The organism is Gemmatimonas sp., assembly GCF_046594945.1.
Lineage (GTDB): Bacteria > Gemmatimonadota > Gemmatimonadetes > Gemmatimonadales > Gemmatimonadaceae > Gemmatimonas.
Genome location: NZ_JBKJRB010000169.1, coordinates 1 through 21,728, shown reverse-complemented (window position 1 = coordinate 21,728; position 21,728 = coordinate 1). Strand labels below are relative to the sequence as shown.

General features: G+C 63.8%; 21 protein-coding genes and 2 pseudogenes. 4 read left to right on the top strand and 19 right to left on the bottom strand.

The window, feature by feature from the left end; genetic code table 11:
- Both ACLL97_RS20700 and rpsO read right to left on the bottom strand, forming a co-directional pair.
- Positions 1–793, bottom strand: a pseudogene (locus ACLL97_RS20700) (polyribonucleotide nucleotidyltransferase); the annotation flags it as partial.
- 138 nt (positions 794–931) lie between these two features.
- A complete protein-coding gene (gene rpsO, locus ACLL97_RS20695; RefSeq protein ID WP_171224380.1) occupies positions 932–1,192 on the bottom strand; it encodes a 30S ribosomal protein S15 in 261 nt (86 codons plus the stop codon).
- A gap of 104 nt (positions 1,193–1,296) precedes the next feature.
- Here rpsO and ACLL97_RS20690 point away from each other — a divergent pair, with 104 nt between their 5' ends.
- Complete coding sequence (locus tag ACLL97_RS20690; RefSeq protein ID WP_411282377.1) at positions 1,297–2,946, top strand: serine/threonine-protein kinase; 1,650 nt, start codon at positions 1,297–1,299, stop codon at positions 2,944–2,946.
- 47 nt (positions 2,947–2,993) lie between these two features.
- Here the strand turns inward: ACLL97_RS20690 and ACLL97_RS20685 are convergent, their stop codons facing one another.
- The 11 genes from ACLL97_RS20685 to rplM all read right to left on the bottom strand — a co-directional run bounded on the left by ACLL97_RS20685 (position 2,994) and on the right by rplM (position 11,843).
- A complete protein-coding gene (locus tag ACLL97_RS20685) occupies positions 2,994–3,449 on the bottom strand; it encodes a hypothetical protein (RefSeq protein WP_411282376.1) in 456 nt (151 codons plus the stop codon).
- 4 nt (positions 3,450–3,453) lie between these two features.
- The gene (gene rseP / locus ACLL97_RS20680) at positions 3,454–4,638 is read right to left on the bottom strand and encodes an RIP metalloprotease RseP (protein WP_411282375.1); all 1,185 of its coding nucleotides are present in this window, start codon (positions 4,636–4,638) and stop codon (positions 3,454–3,456) included.
- A 5-nt stretch (positions 4,639–4,643) separates the two neighbouring features.
- A complete protein-coding gene (gene dxr / locus ACLL97_RS20675) occupies positions 4,644–5,807 on the bottom strand; it encodes a 1-deoxy-D-xylulose-5-phosphate reductoisomerase (protein ID WP_411282374.1) in 1,164 nt (387 codons plus the stop codon).
- Entirely contained in the window at positions 5,804–6,667 is an 864-nt protein-coding gene (locus tag ACLL97_RS20670) for a phosphatidate cytidylyltransferase (protein WP_411282373.1), read from the bottom strand. Before ACLL97_RS20670 ends, dxr begins: the two co-directional genes overlap by 4 nt.
- Before the next feature lie 55 nt (positions 6,668–6,722).
- Positions 6,723–7,472 (bottom strand): isoprenyl transferase, encoded by a 750-nt coding sequence (locus tag ACLL97_RS20665; RefSeq protein ID WP_411282372.1) that lies wholly within the window; start codon positions 7,470–7,472, stop codon positions 6,723–6,725.
- A 48-nt stretch (positions 7,473–7,520) separates the two neighbouring features.
- Positions 7,521–8,033 carry a ribosome recycling factor gene (frr, locus tag ACLL97_RS20660; protein ID WP_411282371.1) on the bottom strand — a complete coding sequence of 171 codons (513 nt, stop codon included), beginning with the start codon at positions 8,031–8,033 and terminating at the stop codon, positions 7,521–7,523.
- Positions 8,034–8,071: 38 nt separating this feature from the next.
- Positions 8,072–8,800: a UMP kinase gene (gene pyrH, locus ACLL97_RS20655; RefSeq protein ID WP_411282370.1), complete on the bottom strand. Its 729-nt coding sequence runs from the start codon at positions 8,798–8,800 to the stop codon at positions 8,072–8,074.
- Entirely contained in the window at positions 8,797–9,684 is an 888-nt protein-coding gene (gene tsf / locus ACLL97_RS20650; protein ID WP_411282369.1) for a translation elongation factor Ts, read from the bottom strand. The genes pyrH and tsf overlap by 4 nt, the downstream gene beginning before the upstream one ends.
- 156 nt (positions 9,685–9,840) lie before the next feature.
- Entirely contained in the window at positions 9,841–10,866 is a 1,026-nt protein-coding gene (rpsB, locus tag ACLL97_RS20645) for a 30S ribosomal protein S2 (protein WP_411282368.1), read from the bottom strand.
- A 138-nt stretch (positions 10,867–11,004) separates the two neighbouring features.
- Positions 11,005–11,394, bottom strand: a complete 390-nt coding sequence (gene rpsI, locus ACLL97_RS20640; RefSeq protein ID WP_309673199.1) for a 30S ribosomal protein S9 — start codon at positions 11,392–11,394, stop codon at positions 11,005–11,007.
- Positions 11,394–11,843 carry a 50S ribosomal protein L13 gene (rplM, locus tag ACLL97_RS20635; RefSeq protein ID WP_411282367.1) on the bottom strand — a complete coding sequence of 150 codons (450 nt, stop codon included), beginning with the start codon at positions 11,841–11,843 and terminating at the stop codon, positions 11,394–11,396. Before rplM ends, rpsI begins: the two co-directional genes overlap by 1 nt.
- Before the next feature lie 297 nt (positions 11,844–12,140).
- On the opposite strand from rplM, the pseudogene mscL reads away from it, so the two are divergent.
- Positions 12,141–12,482: pseudogene (mscL, locus tag ACLL97_RS20630) on the top strand (large conductance mechanosensitive channel protein MscL); the annotation flags it as partial.
- Between the two features lie 38 nt (positions 12,483–12,520).
- Here the strand turns inward: mscL and ACLL97_RS20625 are convergent.
- The 5 genes from ACLL97_RS20625 to ACLL97_RS20605 all read right to left on the bottom strand — a co-directional run bounded on the left by ACLL97_RS20625 (position 12,521) and on the right by ACLL97_RS20605 (position 18,088).
- Positions 12,521–13,036, bottom strand: a complete 516-nt coding sequence (locus ACLL97_RS20625) for an acetyl-CoA carboxylase biotin carboxyl carrier protein subunit (protein WP_411282366.1) — start codon at positions 13,034–13,036, stop codon at positions 12,521–12,523.
- Positions 13,033–14,484, bottom strand: a complete 1,452-nt coding sequence (locus ACLL97_RS20620) for a class I SAM-dependent RNA methyltransferase (RefSeq protein ID WP_411282365.1) — start codon at positions 14,482–14,484, stop codon at positions 13,033–13,035. Before ACLL97_RS20620 ends, ACLL97_RS20625 begins: the two co-directional genes overlap by 4 nt.
- Complete coding sequence (accC, locus tag ACLL97_RS20615; protein ID WP_411282364.1) at positions 14,481–16,031, bottom strand: acetyl-CoA carboxylase biotin carboxylase subunit; 1,551 nt, start codon at positions 16,029–16,031, stop codon at positions 14,481–14,483. Before accC ends, ACLL97_RS20620 begins: the two co-directional genes overlap by 4 nt.
- Positions 16,032–16,039: 8 nt before the next feature.
- Positions 16,040–17,578, bottom strand: coding sequence for an acyl-CoA carboxylase subunit beta (locus ACLL97_RS20610; RefSeq protein WP_411282378.1), 1,539 nt, complete (start codon positions 17,576–17,578; stop codon positions 16,040–16,042).
- Between the two features lie 105 nt (positions 17,579–17,683).
- Complete coding sequence (locus ACLL97_RS20605) at positions 17,684–18,088, bottom strand: energy transducer TonB (RefSeq protein ID WP_411282363.1); 405 nt, start codon at positions 18,086–18,088, stop codon at positions 17,684–17,686.
- Positions 18,089–18,480: 392 nt separating this feature from the next.
- Between ACLL97_RS20605 and ACLL97_RS20600 the strand changes: the two genes are divergently transcribed.
- Both ACLL97_RS20600 and ACLL97_RS20595 read left to right on the top strand, forming a co-directional pair.
- Entirely contained in the window at positions 18,481–19,008 is a 528-nt protein-coding gene (locus tag ACLL97_RS20600) for a hypothetical protein (protein ID WP_411282362.1), read from the top strand.
- 362 nt (positions 19,009–19,370) lie between these two features.
- Entirely contained in the window at positions 19,371–20,114 is a 744-nt protein-coding gene (locus ACLL97_RS20595) for a PEP-CTERM sorting domain-containing protein (RefSeq protein WP_411282361.1), read from the top strand.
- A gap of 157 nt (positions 20,115–20,271) precedes the next feature.
- Here the strand turns inward: ACLL97_RS20595 and ACLL97_RS20590 are convergent.
- The coding region (locus ACLL97_RS20590; RefSeq protein ID WP_411282360.1) for a 30S ribosomal protein S1 at positions 20,272–21,728 on the bottom strand (1,457 nt) is incomplete at its 5' end.

The window sequence follows — 21,728 nt, the reverse complement described above, 5'->3', positions numbered from 1 at the left end:
GGAACTCCGCGAGGAGGCCTTCGGCAAGCTCCTTCTTCGCGAGCTCGACGGCCTCGATGCGCGTATGCTTGTCCTTCTGATTCAGCGCCTCGCGGATCTTGCCGGACGCGAGATCCTTTGCGCGTACCACCACGCCTTCCAGCGGCTCGGCCTTCTTCCATTCCATCTTCTTCTGCTGCACGCCCGACTTGCCAAGCAGCTCGCTCTGCATCGCGACCAGTTCGCGGATGCCGTCATGCGAGAGCTTGATGGATTCCAGGACGTCCGCTTCGGAGACTTCCAGCGCGCCGCCCTCGACCATCACGATGCTGTCCTGCGACCCTGCGACGATCAGCTCCATGTCGGAGAACGCGAGCTGCTGGAACGTCGGGTTGAGCACCCAGTGTCCCTGCACGCGACCCACGCGCACGCCGCCGATCGGACCCATGAACGGGATCTTCGAGGCGTTCAGCGCAAACGACGTGGCGAGCAGCGCCAGCACGTCAGCGTCATTCTCCTGGTCGGCCGAGATGACGTAGACAAACACCTGGACTTCGTTCTTAAAGCCTTCCGGGAACAGCGGGCGGATCGAGCGGTCGATAATGCGGCATGCCAGGATCTCGTGATCGTGGGGACGCCCTTCGCGCTTGATGAAACCGCCGGGGATCTTGCCGGCGGCGTAGGTCTTCTCCTTGTACTCAACCGTCAAAGGGAAGAAGGGGAGCGGACTCTGGTTGTCGCTCACGGTGACCGCGGCGAGCACCATTGTCTCGCCGAATTGTACGATCGCGGAACCCGCCGCCTGCTTCGCCATCCGACCGGTCTCGATGACCAGGGGGCGACCGGCGAACGTCCGCTCGATTCGATGCATCATCTGCTGAATAGCCTCATGAGAACGCAAATCGCGCGGGAGGCATGACTGCCCCCGCGCGACGACATGGCGTGGTCCGACTTAGTATCGGAGACCAAGGTCCTGGACGAGCGTGCGATACTGCTGCACGTCCGTACGCTTGAGATAGTCGAGCAGGCGGCGACGCTTGCCCACCATCTTGAGTAGCCCGCGACGACCATGATGGTCCTTCGCGTGCGTACGAAAGTGTCCCGTGAGGTAGTTGATGCGATCCGTGAGGATGGCAATCTGAACCCGGGTCGATCCGGTATCCACATCGTGGGACCGGTACTTGTCGATCGTGAGTGCCTTATCGAACGCCATCGTCGTAATATTCTCAGCGCGTGTCGTGCGCAGCCTTTTGTGCGCGCAATAGTAGGAAGCACAAAAGCTTAGTCCACCTTGCCCCGCCTGTAAAGGACCTCGACGTGCCTGACCGCTATTTGGGGCAAACAATCAGCAAATATCAGATCACCCGGCTGCTTGGCTCGGGGGCCTTCTCATGGGTCTACGAGGCGATCGACCTGGATTTGGAGATCCCGGTCGCCCTCAAAATCCTCCGTCCGGAGTTTTCCGGACTAGAAATCGCGGAAGCGCGTTTCCGGCGGGAAGCCGCCACCGCCGCCCGCCTACGACACCGCAATATCGTCACGGTGCGCGACGTCGGTCAGGTCGATGGTACGGTGTTCGTGGCCATGGATCTGCACCCGCTCACCCTCGGTCGACGACTTGCCTTGGCGGGCCGCCTCCCCGAGGCTGACTGCATCCGGCTCGGCACCGATGTCGCCGCCGCTCTCGCGATCGCGCACGCCGGCGGCGTGATTCATCGCGACATCAAGCCCGACAACATTCTGCTAGGTACCGAGGGCGAAGCAGTCGTTGCCGATTTCGGGCTGGCGAGAGCGCTTGCCGGCGCGCCCTCACTGAGCGCGACCAATCAGGTGATGGGCACCCCGCATTACTTCAGCCCGGAACAGGCCCGCGGGCAAGAGATCGACGGACGCAGCGATCTCTACGCACTCGGTGTCACGCTCTATCGCGCCGCGACCGGCCACCTGCCATTCGAAGGCGACGACTGGTATGCCGTCGCCAGGCACCACATCGAGACGACTCCCACTTCGCCGCACACATTTGCTCCCGAGCTCAGCCCGGAGTTCGAGGCGGTCATGCTGCGACTGCTCGCCAAGCAACCCGAACAGCGGTACCAATCGGCCACCCAACTGCTCGACGCCCTCGCTGCACTCTCCCGCGCGCCCACTCGCAGCGGATTCACGCCGCCGCTTGGTTCACACACCATCGATGCATTTCCCGCGGTGCGCGCCTCGACCGGGCGGGCCGCCGTCGTGGGCACGCTTCTCGTGATCGGCGCCGCCTTCATCTGGTTTTCGCTGCGCAACCGCTCCGACATGCCCGCCCTCGGCGGTGGCACCACCTTCGACTCCGCGTCGCTCACGGTCCCTCCGACACCTGGCTCACAACCGATCGCCGACAATCCCCTCGGAGCGCGCGTCGTTCCCCTTCGGGATTCCGTCGCGGCGCGCGCCACCCCGCCGCCCGTGGGGGGAAGCCTGCTCGCCGCGCCGTCCACTCGCCCGACTCGCGCTGCCCCCGCGCGCACCGCGCGCGTCGAGATCTTTGCTCCTGATTCCGCGCGGCTCTACATCGACAATCGACTGGTCGGCACGGGTCACTACAGCGGTGACTTCTCGGCCGGTTCCAAACTGTCGGTCCGCGCCGTCATCGCCAGCGCGTCAACGTCGTGCACCGTCGCGGTCCGAGACACCATGCTCGCGCTCAAGGCCGGTGATCGTGTAAGCGTGAACCTGCCCGTTCGGGGCTGTGCGGTGGTGAGCTACGACGTGACGCCCCGCGATGCCCGGGTTACCTTCACCCCGCTGGACGGGGGGGCAGCGATTGAACTGCGCGCCGACAGCGCCCGGGCCCTCTCGCTGCCCGAAGGACGCTACGAAGTACGAATCCAGGCCCCACGCTGTGTGATGGGCACCGACACGCTCCAAGTGGCCGGTAGGGCCGATGGCACCCCGATTACGCGACGCTTCCCCCTCATCTGCAGCTAAGCCATCACCGGCCGTAGGTCCGCGACCAGACCCGTCGAGCGAATCGCTCAGCGGATCGCTGCGGCAGTTCCGGCGCCGACGACGCCACCGACCACTGTGCCGATCCAGAAACGCTTCACACGCCACCACGGCGTAGGCGGCGGCGGAACAAGGAGGAAATGTTCGGTCGTCACTCGCGTGACTTGTGATGTCACCAGCGCGGTCGCCGTCGTGCTGTCGCGACGAAAAATGGTGAGACGGGCCACCAGCGCATCGCGATGCGCTGGATCCACGACATACGCCGACAGTCCGGCGCGCAACCAGCGGCTCTCAAACACGCGAAACGTCGCCGTGCTATCATCCACCGCATCGATCTCAAAGCGAGCCGCGTCCCGGGGAATCCGCGGCAGTACCGGCATGAGCGGCGCCGCCGGCCGTTCGCGGCGACGACACCCACTGCCGGACACCGTCACGAGCGCGACGAACACCAGCGTCGCGCGGCGCACCAGGACCGCAGCGCTCATGCAGTCACTTCGTGAAGAGATTGCGAAGATCGTTGAAGGTGACGAGCACGATCAAGGCGAGCACCGCCAGCACTCCCACGCGCGCAAACCCCTCCTTCACGCGCCCACTGAACGCACTCCCCTTCACGCGCTCGGCCAGCACCATCAGGATCTGGCCGCCGTCGAGTACCGGAATCGGCACGAGATTCAGGATGGCGATGTTCAGACTGAGGAATGCGATAAGCTCCCACAGTCGTTGCGTACCGAGCTTGGCGGCCTGCACCGACGTGCGCGCAATCGCGATTGGACCACCTAAATTCTTCGCCGAAACCTGTCCCGATGCGAGTCCACGCAGTACCGACCCCACGCTCGTGGCCATGCGCCAAGTAGCGCCGCCGCCGGCACTCATCGCGCCGACGAGGCTCAGCGGTTCGTTGACCGTTGCCGCGCGCACCTGAATGCCGATCCGCCCCACCGTTTTTTTGGCCCCGGTGATAGGATCGTCGATCTCCGCCGTCTGCGGCCTGAGTTCCCGCGTCAAGCGTGCGTCCCCACGCTGAATCTCGACGCGGAGCGATCCGCTCGTCACAGGCGCCACTTCATCCAGTACATCATCCCACGCGCGGATCGGATGGCCATTGATCGCCACAATGCGATCGCCACCGGTGAGTCCGGCCATCGCGGCCGGCGCCCCGGGAACGACCGAATCGATCACCGCCGGCACATACGTGTTGCCAGCGCGATAGTATATCCCCGTGGAGACGACGAGCGTGAGCACAATGTTCATGATCACGCCAGCGGACAAAATGAACACGCGGGCCGACGTCGACTTGTTCTCCACCCAGCGATCGGCCGGAACAGCCCTCGGCCCGAACGGTGCCATCGCCTGTGCATCCCAGAGGGCGGGCGAGACGTCGGCCGGACGTTCGATCGCGGCACCGAGCGAGCCGCGATCGCTTCCGCCTTCTATGCCCGCCATCGACTCGTCATCCTGACTGGCCATCCGCACGTACCCGCCGAGCGGGATCAGTGACACGCGATAATCGGTCTCGCCGCGGCGCACGCCGAATAGCCGATTGCCCCACCCGAGGGAAAAGACGGGCGCGTATACCCCCGTCATCTTCGCAGCGATGAAGTGCCCGAGTTCGTGAACGAAGACCACCAGGCCGAAGACGAGCAACGGCGCGATATACGGTGTTATCGAAGACATCTGTATCAGCACCCCACCTGAGCGTTCACGTGGTCCCGCGCGGCCGCATCCGCTTGAAGGAGATCATCAAGGGATGTTCCCGGCGCGCCGGCAAACTCCTGCAACGCCGCCGACACCCGCTCGGCGATTCCTGAAAAGCTGAGGCGGCCGGCGAGAAAATGCACGACGGCGATCTCGTTCGCGGCATTGAACACAGCCGGCGCTGCGCCTCCACGTCGTCCTGCATCGATTCCGAGCTGCAGCATAGGGAAATCCTTGTAACGCACCGTTTCGAAGCTCAGACCGCCCAGAGCGACCGGATCGAAAGATGGTACGCCGGAATCCGGGACGCGTTCCGGATACGTGAGTGCGTACAAGATCGGCAACTCCATCGACGGGACGCCCATCTGCGCCAGCACACTGCCATCGACGAACTCCACAAACGAGTGGATGATACTCTGCGGATGCACCACGACGTCGATCCGATCGTAGGGCACGCCGAACAGATGATGCGCCTCGATCACCTCGAGCGCCTTGTTGGCTAACGTGGCGCTGTCGATGGTAATCTTGCTGCCCATCTGCCACGTCGGGTGCTTCAAGGCGTCCGTGACCGTGGCGGCGGCGATACGTTCAGCCGGCCACGTGCGAAAGGGGCCGCCCGATGCCGTGAGGACCAGTCGCCGCACTTCGTGTGGCTGCCGGCCGGCCAAGCACTGCAGAATGGCGGAGTGCTCGCTATCGACCGGCACCAGCTCGCCCCCATGTACGCGGGCGGTCTCCGTCACGATCGCACCAGCGAGGACCAGCGTTTCCTTGTTGGCCAACGCAACGCGTTTCCCCAAACGGAGGGCGGCGAGCGTCGCCGGGAGTCCGGCCGCTCCCACAACGGCGTTGATCACGACCTGGACGTCGGGATGCGTCGCGGCCGCGACCAGACACGCCGCGCCAACGTTCCAATCATCAGGGGCATCGACGTGCGGCTGCACGAGCCCCACGAAGGTCGGCAGCCACGTAGAGACCTGTTCGGCGAGTGCGGCGACATTGCCGTTGGCGGTCAACGCCACCGGCGTGAAGCGCGCTCGTTGGCGCGCCAGGACGCGTAGCGCGCTGGTCCCGATGGATCCCGTGGAGCCGAGGATTGCGACGCCGGCGGGCGTCGACGCGATCGCATCGGAAGGGGGGGGGGTCATCGAGCGCCGGGTGCCGGAAGCAACAGCGCGTAATACAGCGCGTAGGTCACCGGCAATACGAAGAACAACGAGTCAAGGCGATCGAGCACCCCGCCATGACCCGGGAACAGCGTCCCGCTGTCCTTCACACCGGCTTCGCGTTTCAGTAGTGATTCCGTGAGATCCCCGATCTGTGCCGTCACGCTGATGCACACCGCGAAGATGATCAGCCCGGTGGGACTGAAGGCGAGTTGCGCCTGCGGTTTGAGCAGATAGTGGACGAACGCCGCGCATGCGCCGACGGTTGCCACCACAGCGCCCACTGCGCCCGAGACCGTTTTGGCCGGGCTCACGGAGGGAATCAGCTTCGGGCCGCCCAGCAGACGACCGGTGAAGTACGCCCCCGTGTCGCTGGCCCAGGTGAGCACGACCGGCATGATCACCACGAGCGCGCCGGCCGTGTCGCCGACTGCGTAGCCGAAGTAACGCAGCGCGTAGATGTAGCTGAGCGTCCCGCCGGTATACAACGCGCCGAAGACGGTCGTGGCCGCGGCGCCGAGTGGCTTGCCGCCGACCCCTCGGGTCCAGATCGAGAGCGCGAGGATGAACAACGGCACCAGTATCCAGGCATAGAGCGGCACGGCATACACGCCGAGCTGCTGCGCATGCACGGCGATCGGGATCAAGGCCGACAGCACGATTCCGACCACGCTCATCGGAGTGGTGCCCCCTTCGCGGGCGATCCGATAATACTCCCACGCGGCGATGCCCGAGAGCCCACCGGCGAGCGTGGCGAGCGGCGCGCCACCAAGCCAGATGATCCCGAGCGCGATCGGCGCTCCGATGAGGGCGACTACGGCGCGCCGGGCAAGTTCGTTCACGCGAAGGGGGAAGAGAGCACGTTCACGCGCGCGGGACGGCGCGTCCGGTGAGACATCAGGTACTGACGCGCCCGAAGCGACGATCACGACGCTGGAAATCGCTAATCGCTTCGTACAGGGCCGCGCGTCCGAAATCCGGCCAGAGCACGCTCGAAATGTAGAGCTCGGCGTACGCCACCTGCCAGAGCAGGAAGTTTGAGAGCCGCTGTTCGCCAGACGTCCGGATTAACAGGTCGGGGTCGGGACAGTCAGCCGTATACAAGCGCGCGCGAAACGCATCTTCGGTGATGGCGTCCGGCGTCAGGCGACCAGCCTGCACGTCTTCGGCGAGCATCCGGGCCGCGCGCACCAATTCGGCGCGACCACCGTACGAAATAAAGAGATTCAACCCCAGCCGCGTCCCCGAGTCGGTGATGCGCATGACCCGCTCCACGGCGGCGGCGGCAGGACCACTGAGACGATCAAGGTCTCCGTGAACACGAACGCGAACGCCCTGCTGGTGCAGGTCGTCCGCTTCACGGGCAATGAACTCTTCCAGCAGCGACATCAGCGCCGACACTTCGGTCTCCGGTCGCTGCCAGTTTTCCTGCGAGAACGCGAAGAGCGACAGCCACTCGACACCGGCCGCAAGACAACCCTCGACCACCGCGCGCACCGCCTTCATACCGGACCGATGGCCGAAGGGCCGGGGCATGTGACGTTCACGCGCCCAGCGACCGTTGCCGTCCATGATGATCGCGATATGCCGCGGCACCGCTCCGTGCACGCGAATGCGCGCCAGCAGATCCGTTTCGGCGTCAGCCATGTTGGGCGGGGGCAAGGGGCATATCAGCGAGCGGTCCGCAGGGCGGCCTCAAACCTCCATTATCTCGGCTTCCTTCGTCTTCAACAGCGCCTCGAGTTTGGCGATGCAATCGTCGTGCGCCTTCTGCAGATCCTTCTCCGCATGCTTCTTGTCGTCCTCGGAAACGCCGTCAAGCTTCTTGACCTTGTCGCGCGCATCCGTGCGAGCATGGCGAATGGCGATGCGGCCGTCTTCCGCGAGCTTGCTGAGCACTTTGACGAGCTCTTTACGACGCTGCTCATTCATCGACGGCAGGGGCACGCGGATGACGCCACCCTGATGCGCGGGATCGAGGCCGAGTTCCGACTCCCGAATGGCCTTTTCGATCACCTTCGCCTGCCCCTTGTCGAACGGCGTCACGAGCAAGATGCGGGGCTCAGGGGCCGAGACCTGTGCCACCTGGTTCAGCGGCACGAGCGAGCCGTACGCTTCCACTTTGATGGTGTCCAGCATGCTCGGTGACGCCTTGCCCGTGCGGATGCCGGCAAAGTCGCGCTTCGAGGCCTCGAGGGCCTTGTCCATACCGCTCTTCGTGTCCTTCAGAATCTGCGCTGTAGTGCTCATGAAACCAGTGTCCCCACGCGTTCGCCATTGATGGCGCGTGCGATCGCGCCCGGCGTGTGAAGGTTCAGCACGATCAGGGGCAACTGATTCTCCTTGCACAGCGTGATGGCCGTCTGGTCCATTACGCGGAGCTCTTCGAGCATCACATCGCGATAGCTGATCGACTCGTACATCGTGGCGTTCGGATCCTTCTTCGGGTCGGCGGAATACACGCCGTCCACGCTGGTGGCTTTGATGATGACATCCGCCTTCATCTGGATGGCTCGCAGCACCGCCGCCGTGTCCGTTGAAAAATACGGATTCCCAGTGCCGGCGGCAAAGATGACCGTACGCCCCTTCTCGAAATGGCGCAACGCGCGCCGGCGAATGTAGGGCTCGGCCAACTCTTCCATGCGAATCGCGGTCATGACGCGCGTGTCGAGCCCTTTTTTCTCGAGCACATCCTGCATCGCCATCGCATTGATGACGGTGCCGAGCATGCCCATGTAATCGGCGCCGACGCGATCCATTCCCATCTGGGAGAGTTGCGTGCCGCGCACGATATTTCCGCCTCCGATGACCAGACCGAGTTGCACGCCCATGCGCGCCACTTCGACAATTTGGTCGGCGAAGGAGCCGATCCGTTCGAAATCGAAACCGACGCCGCGATCCCCGGCGAGTGCTTCGCCGGAGAGCTTCAGGAGGATGCGCGTGTAGCGCTTGTCCGTGGCGCCCACGGCGCTCACTCGGCCCCGAGTTGCAAGCGCGCGAAGCGATCGACCGTAATCGTTCCACCAGCGCGCTCGGCGTGGTCCTTGATCAGCGCAGCGATCGTGATGGCAGGATCGCGAACCCACGCCTGCGGGAGCAGCGTCACGTCCTTGAGAAATGCGTCGAGCTTGCCCGCCGCGATCTTTTCGATCATCGCTTCCGGCTTACCGGTTTCGCGCGCCTGCTGTTCGTAAATCCGCTTCTCGCTCTCAATCGTTGCCGCCGGTACGCCGTGCTGATCGACTGCGAGTGGAGCCGACGCCGCGATGTGCTCGGCGATGAACTTCACGAGCTGCAGCGTTGACTCGTGCGCCGCGGCTTCCGGCGTCGAGGCCGTCACCTGCACCAGCGTGGCCAGCTTGCCATTGTGGTGACGGTACATGCCGACCACTCCGGTCTCGCCGGCATCGAAGCGCGCGACGTGCTTAACATTTACCGCTTCGCCGGTCTTCGACGACGCGATCTTCACGAACTCGGCAACCGTTTGCGACGGATCCGCCTCGAACGGCTCGGCGAGGAATGCGTCGACGTCGGCCGCGGCGGAATGCACACGCTGCGCGACGAGCTGCGCGACGACCTTGCCGAAATCTTCATTGCGCGCGACGAAGTCCGTCTCGCACGCCACTTCGACGAGCACCCCGGAGCGGCCGTCCTTGAAGATCTCACCACCGATAATGCCTTCGCTCGTGGAGCGATCGGCACGCTTCTCCGCCTTCGCGATGCCCCTTTTGCGGAGGTACTCGACGGAAGCGTCCATGTCGCCGCCATTCTCTTCGAGCGCCTTCTTGCAATCCATCATGCCGGCGCCGGTGCGCTGGCGGAGTTCCGAAACAGCCTTCGCGGTGATCACCGTGGTCATCTTCGAGCCCTGTATATGCGGAGTGTCAGTATCTGCGATGCGATGGTGCGACGAATAGTGTCGAGCTACTGCGTACGAACGCCGCCGGTGTTGAGCCGGCGGCGTCGCGGTGCTGCAGTGGAAGCCTGATCCGGCGGTCAGGAAACCGACCGAACGTTACTCCTGTCCAGCCGACTCGGCTCCTGCTTCACCAGCGTCACCAGCGGATTCCGGGGTCGCGCCCTCTGCGGCCGCTCCCTCGGTGCCTGGCTTCAAGCGGGCGGCGATGGCTTCCGGCTTGGCGCGGCGACGGCGCGGGCGACGGCTGTCGCCTGCTGCACCACCACCCTGTCCACCACCCTGTCCACCACCTTGACCGCCACCTTGACCACCACGGTCCCCTCCCTGACCACCACGGTCTCCACCGCGACCGCCACGCTCACCTCGACCGGCCGGCTCCGTGCCGCGGTCGCTGGAGAACGTGTAGCTCTCCTGTTCCTCGTCGCTCGGCCGGGCCGGCGCCTCACGACGCGCCTCGTCGATCGTATCCGCGATCACCTTTGCGATCAACTCAACCGAACGGATGGCGTCGTCGTTACCGGCGATCGGCACCGTAATGAGGTCGGGATCGGCATTGGTGTCCACGATGGCGACGATGGGCACGCCGAGCTTGTTCGCTTCGGAAACGGCAATACGCTCCTTCTTCGAGTCGATAATGAACAACAGCCCCGGAAGGCGGTTCATCGTCTTGATACCCGAGAGGTACTTGCCGAGCTTCTCGCGCTGACGCGACATGAGAAGCTGTTCCTTCTTCGTGTAGTTCGTGAGCGTGCCGTCTTCCGTGCCGGCTTCGAGGTCCTTGAGCTTCTTGACCTGCTTCTTGACCGTTTGGAAATTCGTGAGCATACCGCCAAGCCAGCGCTCCGTGACGAACATACCGCCACAGCGCTCGGCCTCGGCCTTCACGATCGCGGCGAGCTGGCGTTTGGTGCAAACAAAAAGCACGTTTTCGCCACGCAACACGACCTCGCGGACGAGCTTCTGCGCCAGTTCGATCTGGCGGAGCGTCTTCTGCAGGTCGATGATGTGGATGCCGTTGCGCTCGGCGAAAATGAACCGGCGCATCTTGGGGTTCCAACGACGGGTCTGGTGCCCGAAGTGAACGCCCGCGGCGAGCAGCTGCTCGAGGGACGGAGTCGTCATGTGAAGAGTGCTTTGAGGTTTTGAAATTCGTCCGCCGTCGTCACCGTCGGCTGCGACCAACTCCCGAAGGAGCTTGGTACCCGCAGCCGACTCGGACAGCGTGAGAGATACGCGGGGCGACGCGGAAAACCGCGTCGACTAGCGCTTGGAGAACTGGAAACGCTTACGGGCGCCGGCACGGCCCGGCTTCTTCCGTTCGACTTCACGCGCATCACGCGTCATGAGGCCGTATTCGCGCAGCTTCTTCTTGTTGCTCTCGTCGATCTTGACGAGGGCACGTGCGATCGCGAGACGCACGGCACCGGCCTGACCCGCCACGCCACCACCGTCAAGGACGGCCTTGATGTCGTACTTGCCAAGCGTATCGGTCAGCGTGAACGGCTGCTGAATCGCGGACACGAGCGTGGGACGCGGGAAGTACTCACCCAGCGTGCGGCCGTTCACGTCCCACTTGCCTGAACCCGGCGTCATGTACATGCGGCAGACCGCGCGCTTACGACGACCGATGGTCTGAATCTGCTCTGACATTACTTAGCCTCGGCGGAGGAGAAGGTGAGCGCCGTCGGCGTCTGCGCGACATGCGTATGCGCGGCACCCGCGAAAACGCGTAACTTGCGGCGCAGGACCTGACGGCCCAGCGCCGTCTTGGGGAGCATACCGTACACGGCCTTCTCGATCACGCGCTCCGGATGCTTCGCCAACACCGAGGCAAACGGCGTGTGCTTCTCGTGGCCCATATAGCCGGTGTGGCTGAAGTAGGTCTTCTGCTCGGCCTTACGGCCGGTGACTTGTACCTTCGACGCATTGATCACGATGACGAAGTCACCCGTGTCCATGTGCGGCGTGTACATGGGCTTATGCTTGCCGCGGATGATCTTCGCGACTTCCGACGCGAGACGGCCCAGGACCATTCCTTCCGCGTCGACGATATACCACCGACGGTCGATATCCTTCGGGGTCGCGCTGTAGGTCTTCATGCTAACGTGATCCGTGCGTGATTCGGAGACGCCTCCAGAGGCGCTCAGAAAAGAGATAAAGGAACTACGAAGGGAAAACAGGCACTGCTGAAAGCTGAATCGCCCGGAAAACGGGACAGACCCGTAGGTTACTCAGCATTGAAGTCTGTGTCAATCCGAGGGTTGAGGGTCGTGGACGGCGAGACCTCTTCCAACATACATGCTCCAGCTCGCTTGCTGATCCGGTAGCCTCTCAACCAGACTGTACACTGCGGGCGGGGCGGCCTGCCAATACCCCCTCCAGGAGTGAGCATGTCGATGATGTCCGAGTTCAAGGAATTCGCCATGAAGGGCAGCGTGATGGATTTGGCGATCGGCGTCGTCATCGGCGGTGCCTTCCAGAAGATCGTCGACAGCCTGGTCAACGACATCATCATGCCGATCGTCGGATTGGCGACCGGCGGCGTCGACTTCTCCAATCGCTTCGTGGCCCTCCAGGGTGGGCCCTTCACGACCCTCGAGGAGGCCAAAAAGGCGGGCGTCGCCACGCTCAACTACGGCCTGTTCCTCAATCAGCTGCTCACGTTCCTGATTGTCGCCTTCACCCTGTTTCTGGTCATCAAAGGCGTGAACCGTATGCGCCGCGACGTGCCCGCCAAGGTCTGATCGCCAACGGGGTCGATTCCGCTCCCGGTCGTTTACTCTGACGGGATCGGCCCCAGTTGGACCAGCAGCGCCCCCTTGTCGACGGCCTGCCCCGGGACCGCCAGCACAGCCGTGACCACACCGGCAACCGACGCGCGCAATTCGTTCTCCATCTTCATGGCCTCCACCACGACGAGCCCCTGCCCCGCGCTCACCGTATCGCCAACCACCACCGACACACGCACCACAAGTCCCGGCATCGGCGCCATCAACGGCGCCGGCCCACTGGCCGCGGCCGCGGCCGCCGTGAGATCGCGGATCGCCCGCATCCGCTCGTCGAGCGCCTCGGCCTCCACCCGCTGACCGTCCAGATCGAGTGTCCAGCGGCCCCGCGACACACCACGGCGCGCCACCAGACGGTGCACCTGCTCGCCGATCCGCAGGAGTCGCACGGGCGTCCCCTCGATCGCGGACAGCGAGGCGGCCACGCGCTCGCCCTCCACCTCCGCATGCGTGCCATCGAGTTCCACGACCACTCGCTCGCCGTTCACATCCACGATGTACTTCATGTCGTCGTCTCCGGGCGCAGCACACACACGGTTTCCACGTGCGCCGTCTGCGGGAACATGTCGAAACAGCGTACCGCATCGATCCGCCACCCGGGTACGCGCGCGAGGTCCCGCGCCAACGTAGCCGGATCACAACTCACGTACACGATGCCGCGCACGCCGCGGCTCGCGGCCTGTTCAAGCAGGGTCGTCACACCTGTCGCCACACCGACACGTGGCGGATTGAGCACCACGACGTCTGCCGGCAGCGCCGACGCCAGCGCCGATTCCACCAGCGCGGTGAGCACCTGCACGCGATCGCCGAGTCCGGCCTCCTCCACGCGTCGACGCGTGGCCGCCGCCCCCGACGCGTCGGCCTCGATCGAAACGACCTCGGCACCATCGCGGGCAAAGCGCTCGGTCAGCTCGCCGCTGCCAGCGTAAGCGTCGATCACGCGCGCCGGCGCAAACGCTTGCACCGACGCAAACACGAAGTCACGCAACGCCGTGGCCACCGTAGGGTTCACCTGCGCGAACGCGAGCGCCTCGCGCGCATCGGGCTCGTAGTGTCCGGCCTCGGCGGCCTCGAACTGTCGCCCGAGGCCGCCGGCCGCGCCGTCCGTCGCCACGTCGCCAGCCAACCCGACCGGCTCGCCGCCTCGCGGCAACCACCACACCGCACGGACCGGTGCCGAGGCGCGCAGCAAGGCTGCGGCCCACTCCGCACCACCGCTCCACGACTCACCACCTTGTACGACGACCGCGACGGTTTCCTGGCCCGAGTCCGCCGACAACAGGCGGAACGACACACGCAGAAAGCGATCCGTCGGCATGCCATGCAGTCGCTCACGCATGTCGAACCAGCATTGCACGAGCACCGGATTCGCGATCGGACACTCGTCCAGCGCGAATACGCGCGCCGCATCATCGTGCGGATGCAGTCCTCCGGTCCATCCGCGACCGCGCGGCAGCAGCATCAACGTGAGTCGACCGCGATAGCCCCACGACTCACCGGTCACCAGTTCCGGCAGCTCGATCGTGCGCTTCCCGATGCGTAACAGCGCATCCTGCACGATGTGGCGGCGCGCATCGCGCTGTGTCTCGTCGTCGAGATGCTGCAGCTGACAGCCTCCGCAGTGATCGCGCTCGTAGTGCACGCAGCGCGCGTCCACCCGATGCGTCGAGGGCGTCACGATCTGTAGCACGCGGCCACGACCGTGCCGCGCGTGGGCGACGTACGCCACCTGCGCCACGTCACCCGGCGCCGTGCGCGGTACGAAGCACGCCATTCCATTCGCCCGGCCAACCCCGTCGCCGCCCTTTGCGATACGGTCGATCGTCATCGTGGCGATCTCCTCCACCGCCGGCTTCTCCGACACGCGACGTGCGCCATGCCACGAGGTGCCGGGACGCGACGAACCAGGCGGCGATCCGCGTCCCTCGCGGCGATCCGGACGTTTCTTCTTCACGAGGACCTCAGCGATTCGCGACGCGCCACGTCACGCCACGATGGACTGTGCGCAGCGCGGCTCGCGGCCGTGACATCGTTCGCCTCCAACGTCGCTGGCGACACGACCGCCACCGCGCTGCCGGCGCGCCGCTCTTCATGCGCCACCAGCGCCGCCGCGATGGCCGCCAGCCGGATCGATTCGCGATCCATGTCGGGCGCCGTCAACGCCGACAGATTCTGCTCGAGCCACTGAATGTTGATATCGCCACGCTGAAAGTCCGGGTGATCCATCACGCGCAGATGAAAACTGCGCGACGTCTCGATGCCATCGATGGTGAGTTCACGCAACGCACGTCGCATGCGTGAGATGGCGAGATCACGCGTCGGCGCATGCACGATCAACTTGGCCAGCATCGGATCGTAGTGCAGTCCGATCTCGCTACCCGACTCGATACCGCCGTCCCACCGCACGCCAGGCCCCGTGGGCAGATGCAGATATTCGATCCGCCCCGTGCTCGGCAGAAAACCATTTGACGGATCCTCACTCGTAATACGGCACTCCATCGCCCAGCCACGCGGCGCGAAATCCTTCTGCGCAAACGGCAGCACCTCGCCGGCAGCCACGCGGATCTGCCACTGCACCAGATCGAGCCCCATCACCAGCTCCGTGACCGGATGCTCCACCTGAATCCGCGTATTCATCTCGAGGAAGTAGTACTGCCCGTCCGTATCGAGCAGGAACTCACATGTGCCGGCATTCACGTAGCCGGCCGCCCGCGCGGCAGCCACCGCCGTCGCACCCATGCGGGCACGTAATTCCGGCGACACGGCCACGCTGGGGGCTTCTTCGATCATCTTCTGGTGTCGACGCTGTATTGAGCATTCCCGCTCGCCGAGATGGATGACGTTACCGTGGCTGTCGGCCAGTACCTGAATTTCGACGTGGCGCGGGCCTTCGATGTACTTCTCGATATACACCGCGTCATCACCGAAGGCGTTTTGTGCTTCACGCTTGGCAGAGGCGAGCGCGTCGGCCACTTCCGATGCGGCGCGCACGATGCGCATGCCCTTGCCACCACCGCCGGCGGAGGCTTTGAGCAACACCGGAAACCCGAACGTCTCGGCGATGGCGATGGCTTCGTCGGCATCGCGCACGCTCTCGGTGGTACCCGGCACGACGGGCACCCCGGCCGCTATCGCCAGCTGACGCGCGGCCGTCTTCGAACCCATCGCGTCGATGGCTTCGGCCGGCGGGCCGATGAAGACCAGTCCGGCATCGCGCACGGCGCGCGCAAACCACGCCCGTTCGGAGAGAAATCCGTAACCCGGATGCACCGCCTGCGCGCCGGTGCGGAGGGCGACCTCGATAAGTCGTTCACCGACGAGATAGCTCTGGCTCGACGGCGGCGGACCAACGAGGACCGCCTCATCGGCCTCGCGTACGTGCGGCGCGCGGGCATCCGCTTCGGAATACACGGCGACGGTCTTGACGCCAAGTTCCTGACAGGCTCGGATTACGCGCAGCGCGATCTCGCCGCGGTTGGCCACCAGCACCTTGCTGAACATCGGCGGCCTCACAGGGGAAGGTTTCCGTGCTTCTTCGCCGGATTGCGGTCGCGCTTGCCGCGCAGCGCATCGAGCGCATCGATCAGACGCGGTCGCGTGTCGCGCGGATCGATGATGTCATCCACATAGCCGCGCGCGGCCGCGTTGTAGGGATTGGCGAACTTCTCGGTGTACTCGGCCACGCGCGCGTCCATGGCGGCCTGCGGATCGCTCGATTCGGCGATCTCTTTCTTGTACAAGATTTCCACCGCGCCCTTGGGACCCATCACGGCGATCTCCGCCGTCGGCCACGCCACGTTGTAATCACCGCGGATGTGCTTTGAGCTCATGACGTCGTACGCGCCGCCGTACGCCTTGCGCGTGATCACCGTGAGCTTGGGCACCGTCGCTTCGCAGTAGGCGTACAGCAACTTGGCGCCATGCTTGATAATGCCGCCATGCTCCTGGGCGACACCGGGCAGGAATCCCGGTACATCTTCGAAGGTCACGAGTGGAATATTGAAGCAGTCGCAGAAGCGCACGAACCGCGCCGCCTTCATCGAGGCGTTGATGTCGAGTACGCCGGCCATGACCGCGGGCTGGTTGGCGACGATGCCAACGCTGTAGCCGCCGAGATGCGCGAAGCCGACCAGGATGTTGCCGGCGTAGTCGCGCTGCACCTCGTAGAACTCACCGTCATCCACGATGCGGCGAATCACCTCGTGCATGTCGTACGGTTTGTTCGGATTCTCGGGGATCACGTCGAGTAGCGACTCCTCGCGCCGTTCGCGCGGATCGCGTCCCGAGCCGCGTGGCGGATCATCCACGTTGTTCGAGGGCACGAAGCGGAACAGTTCGCGGATCTGCTGTAGACAGGCAAGCTCGGAGTCACAGGCGAAATGGGCGACGCCGCTGGTACCGGCGTGCGTGTCCGCACCGCCGAGTTGCTCCATCGTGACATCTTCGTGCGTCACCGTCTTCACGACATTGGGGCCGGTCACGAACATGTAGCTGGTGCCGCGCACCATGTAAATGAAGTCGGTGATCGCCGGCGAGTACACGGCACCGCCGGCGCACGGTCCAAGAATCGCCGAGATCTGCGGCACCACACCGGAGGCCAGGGTATTGCGCAGAAAGATGTCGGCGTAGCCACCGAGCGACACGACGCCTTCTTGAATGCGCGCGCCGCCCGAGTCGTTCAGGCCGATCACCGGCGCTCCATTCCGAACCGCCAGATCCATGACCTTGCAGATTTTGGCGGCGTGCGCTTCGGACAGCGACCCACCGAACACGGTGAAGTCCTGCGAGAAGACATACACGATCCGTCCTTCGATCCGACCATGTCCGGCGACGACGCCGTCACCGTAGATCGGCGTCTCGCCATCGGCGAGCGAACGGGACGTGACGAATCGGTCGACCTCGACGAATGAACCTTCGTCAAGGAGGACGTCGAGACGCTCGCGGGCAGACAACTTGCCCTTGGCGTGTTGAGCGGCGAGGCGATCGGCGCCACCACCCTGTTCGGAGGCATCGCGGGCGAGGGCCAACCGCTCGAGCTTCTGGCGCATGGTCGAAGACTGTGACATGGCGCGGGAAGCTAACGCGTCGCCGCCGAAAAACGAGGCGCCAATCCCCTCCAGGGGATCGGCGCCTCGCCGCGTTGGAATCGAACGTTACGGCTTGTAGATGATCGGGAGGACGACCTTGGTCTTCACGGCCGCCCCATTCAACTTGCCCGGCGAGAAGTCAAGTCTGGCCACAACCTTCCTGGCCGCTTCGCCCAAGGCAGTCTGCGTCGCGTCAACCACTTCGACGCTACCGGCTTCAACCTTGCCCTTGCTGTCGACGATGAATTGGAGCTCCACCATGCCACCGACACCGCGGTTCTTGAGGTCAGCCGGGTACGACTCGGAAATCAGGCGGGCCGCTTGCACCATCGAGGACAGCTTGGGCGGATTCGTGACTTCAGAAATGGGATACACCTTGTCGTCCTGAGCCGCAGCTGGACGGGCGAACGGACCGGCGAGCAAAAGAGTCGCAAGCGCGGGAAACAGGGAACGGCGAAGGGTCAGCGACATGGAATCGATTCTCGGAAGCGAGATGAGGGGCATTCGTTCGCTATCGCCCCGGCATCGGGGTGATGAGCCATGGCCTCGGTTCCACGCACGTGACGCGGCCCGGATCGGCACCTCCCTTCTATCGGTCCCCGATCGGCCAATCTGAAGCGTTCCTCACTATTCCCACCAGGTCCGTCACACTCCCGGCCCTCGCGCTACGGATCGGTCGAGCGCTATGCTTCTACACGCTGTTTGGTGACGAGTCGTATGTGACGGGCTTCACCTTCGCGTCGTTCTGGAACAGTATTCCAGTTAGACGAGATGCTGACCCGTGCAGCTGAGGCTGATGGAACACAGCTTGCACTGATGACGCACCATTGAAGCTTTCCCTTGTTGACGCTCCCACCCCCGCCATGTCCGACTTCCTCGATCTCCACGACGATCCGTCTGCCCGCCGCGTCCTGTATCTCGGTGCGATTCTCTTGGTCGCCGTGCCCTTTCTGCAGGCGGGTTCGCAGCTGTGGCCGCTGCAGTTAAGCAATATCCAATGGCGCTTCGGTGCCGCAAACGCGCTATCAAGTGTCTTGCTGCTTCCCTATCTCGGGCTTTCGCTGTTGGTATTGCTGTCGCGTGCACTCGACAGTCGTGGACTTGCCCGAACGGTGGGTGTGATCTCGGCAGTGTTTGCGGTCGGCCTGTTAGGATCATTGGCGCTTTTCGCGTTGGATGCGCTCCAGTTGAAGAAGATTGTGAACTCGGCGATGATGAACACGTTTAACACCACCGCGCTTCGCGTCGGGCTGGTCTCCACCATGTTTCTGGTAGCCTTCGCGCTGATGGCGCTCGCCTGCTTCAAAGCGCCGCGGAGTCGAAAGGCCGCTCCGTCCAAGAAGGGCGAGAAGCAGGCTGAAGAGGGCGTCGGCCTGATCGTCGGCCGCTAGTCAGCACGGGGGGCGCTAGCGGGTCCTGTTGCCCGTCAGATCGATCAAAAGCCCCCGACGCTCTCTACGCGTCGGGGGCTTTCTGTTGGGCGCCTGAGGAGCGCGTCTCACGTCAGCCGTGCGGAACGGCACCGGCGCCGCTCAGAGTATGAATTGCGGTTCATCTGCGACAGCTTAACGCGACAGATTTTGCTTGGCGACGAGCAAAAGTGAAGTTAATCGAGTTTTTTCGGTCATAATTACTTCTGCGTTCCGTATTAAGTGACCTTTATCACTGGCATGAAGACTGCTTCATGGGCGAGGAGAGAATACCCTCCTCATTCCTCAGCGCGCGGCGCAAGGTGATTTTGAAGAAGTTTTCGATGGCAGTCGGCGCGGCGATCTCGCTGGCGGGCTTGGCGGCTCCGGCCCAGGCGCAGCTCGTTCTCGGCGGTCTGAACGCGTGCTTCATTGCGCCCTCGGGCACCACAGGATCCACGTGCGCAAACGGAACGTCGACGGCCACATGGTCGATGCCCGGTTCCCTCAGCAGCGACGACGATCGCTTCGCGCTGCTGCGGGCGACGCCCGATGCGCCGGGTGGCTCGACGCTCACGCCGACATTCACGAACAATATGTCGAAGGTGTTCAATCTCGGTTACTTCACGTTCGACAATCGTGACAACACGTCGGCGAGCGCTCAAGCCACGCTTCGCTTCGAGCTGTTCTTTGGCAATAGTACCAACGTCGTCGGCCTCACCTACGATAACCTAAAGGTGAACTACTTCGACAAGGGAAATGCGGCGGAGACCTACAACTTCAGCGGTGGCGCGTGGTCGAACTGGTTCACCGCTGGCGCCGATCAATATCGCTTCGCGGTCGTCGGTTACGACACACCGCACCCGGGCTCGCCTGAGAACTACTGCAAGAGCTATAATGCGATGCCGGCCACGAGTGTCGGCAGCCAGTACGGAGAAGCGTCGAACGGCAAGCTGTGCGGGCAGTTCGAGCTGAAGGCATCTCCCAACGTCCAGACCACCGTTCCCGAGCCGTCAACCTACGCCCTTATGGGGGCTGGACTCCTCGGAATCTTCGGTTTCGCCCGTCGTCGCAACCGCACGGCGTAATCACGGCACGCGGCTCGATCTCTGACCAAAGGCCCCGCCAAAAAACGGGGCCTTTGGTGTAGGTGCGCACCACAAGTGGAGCACCATGACCCTCCTGCATGACGAAGGCCCCGGCATCACTGCCGGGGCCTTCGTCATGTTCCTTACCGCATGAGGCTTACAGTCCAATCTCGTCTTCGGAACTATGCACCTTGCTCGGCTCGGCCGGCTTGGGCGGCTGCTCTTCCGGGACCGACGTCACGGCCAGCACGATACGGCGGTGGATGGGATCCACCTCCAACACGCGCATCACCAAGTTCATCGTTTCCCACGCGAAGTCGGCCGGGTTCGTGACCGTGCCTTCGGGGTTGAGCTGGCTCACCGGGACGAAGCCCTCGATGTCGTTACCGAGATCGACGACCACACCCTTGTCCATCAGACGGACGACCTTGCCCGGAAGCTCGGTGCCGACTGGATATGTCTCACCGATGCGAAGCCACGGATCTTCCTCGGCCTGCTTGAGGCCGAGCGAGATGCGCTTGTTTTCGCTGTCGATGTTGAGGATCACCACGTCCACCGCGTCACCCTTCTTCACGACTTCCGACGGATGCTGGACGCGCTTGGTCCAGGACATATCGGAGATGTGAATGAGGCCGTCGATGCCCGGCTCGATTTCCACGAACGCACCAAAGCTGGTGAGATTGCGGACCTTGCCGTTGATGCGCGTGCCGACCGGGTACTTCAGCGGCAGAATCACCCACGGATCCTGCTCGGTCTGCTTCATACCCAGCGAAATCTTCTCTTCGGTCTCGTCGACCTTGAGCACCACCGCCTCGATCGCTTCGCCGATCGACACAATCTTCGACGGGTGGCGAACGTTGCGCGTCCAGCTCATTTCGGAGATGTGGACGAGGCCTTCGATGCCTGGCTCGAGCTCGATGAACGCGCCGTAGTTCGTAATCGATACCACCTTGCCGTTTACGCGGGTGCCGACCGGGTACTTGGCCGCCACATCCTTCCACGGGTAGCTCTGGAGCTGCTTGAGGCCGAGCGAGATGCGCTCGCGCTCCCAGTCGATATCGAGGACCTTGATCTCGAGCTCCATGCCGATCTGGACCATCTCGCTCGGATGCGAGATACGCCCCCACGACATGTCCGTGATGTGCAGCAGGCCGTCCACACCACCAAGATCGATGAATGCACCGAAGTCGGTGATGTTCTTGACGACGCCCTTCCGCACCTGATCCTTCGAGAGCTCCTTCATGAGCTTCTCGCGCTTGCCGGCGCGTTCCTGCTCGAGGATCACACGACGCGACACCACGATGTTGCGGCGACGCTTGTTGAGCTTGATGATCTTGAACTCGTACTTGTGTCCGAGCAGCTCATCGATGTTCGGCACGCGACGCAGCGCAATCTGCGAACCCGGCAGGAACGCATCGACGCCCATGAGATCGACCGTAACGCCACCCTTGATCTTGCGGGTGAGCATGCCGGGGACCTTCTCGTTCTCCTCGTACGCAGTCTTGATCTTCTCCCAGACGCGGAGGAAGTCCGCCTTCTTCTTGGAGAGAACGACGACACCGTCGGCGTCTTCGAGGTTCTCGAGGAATACCTCGACCTCGTCGCCTGGCTGCA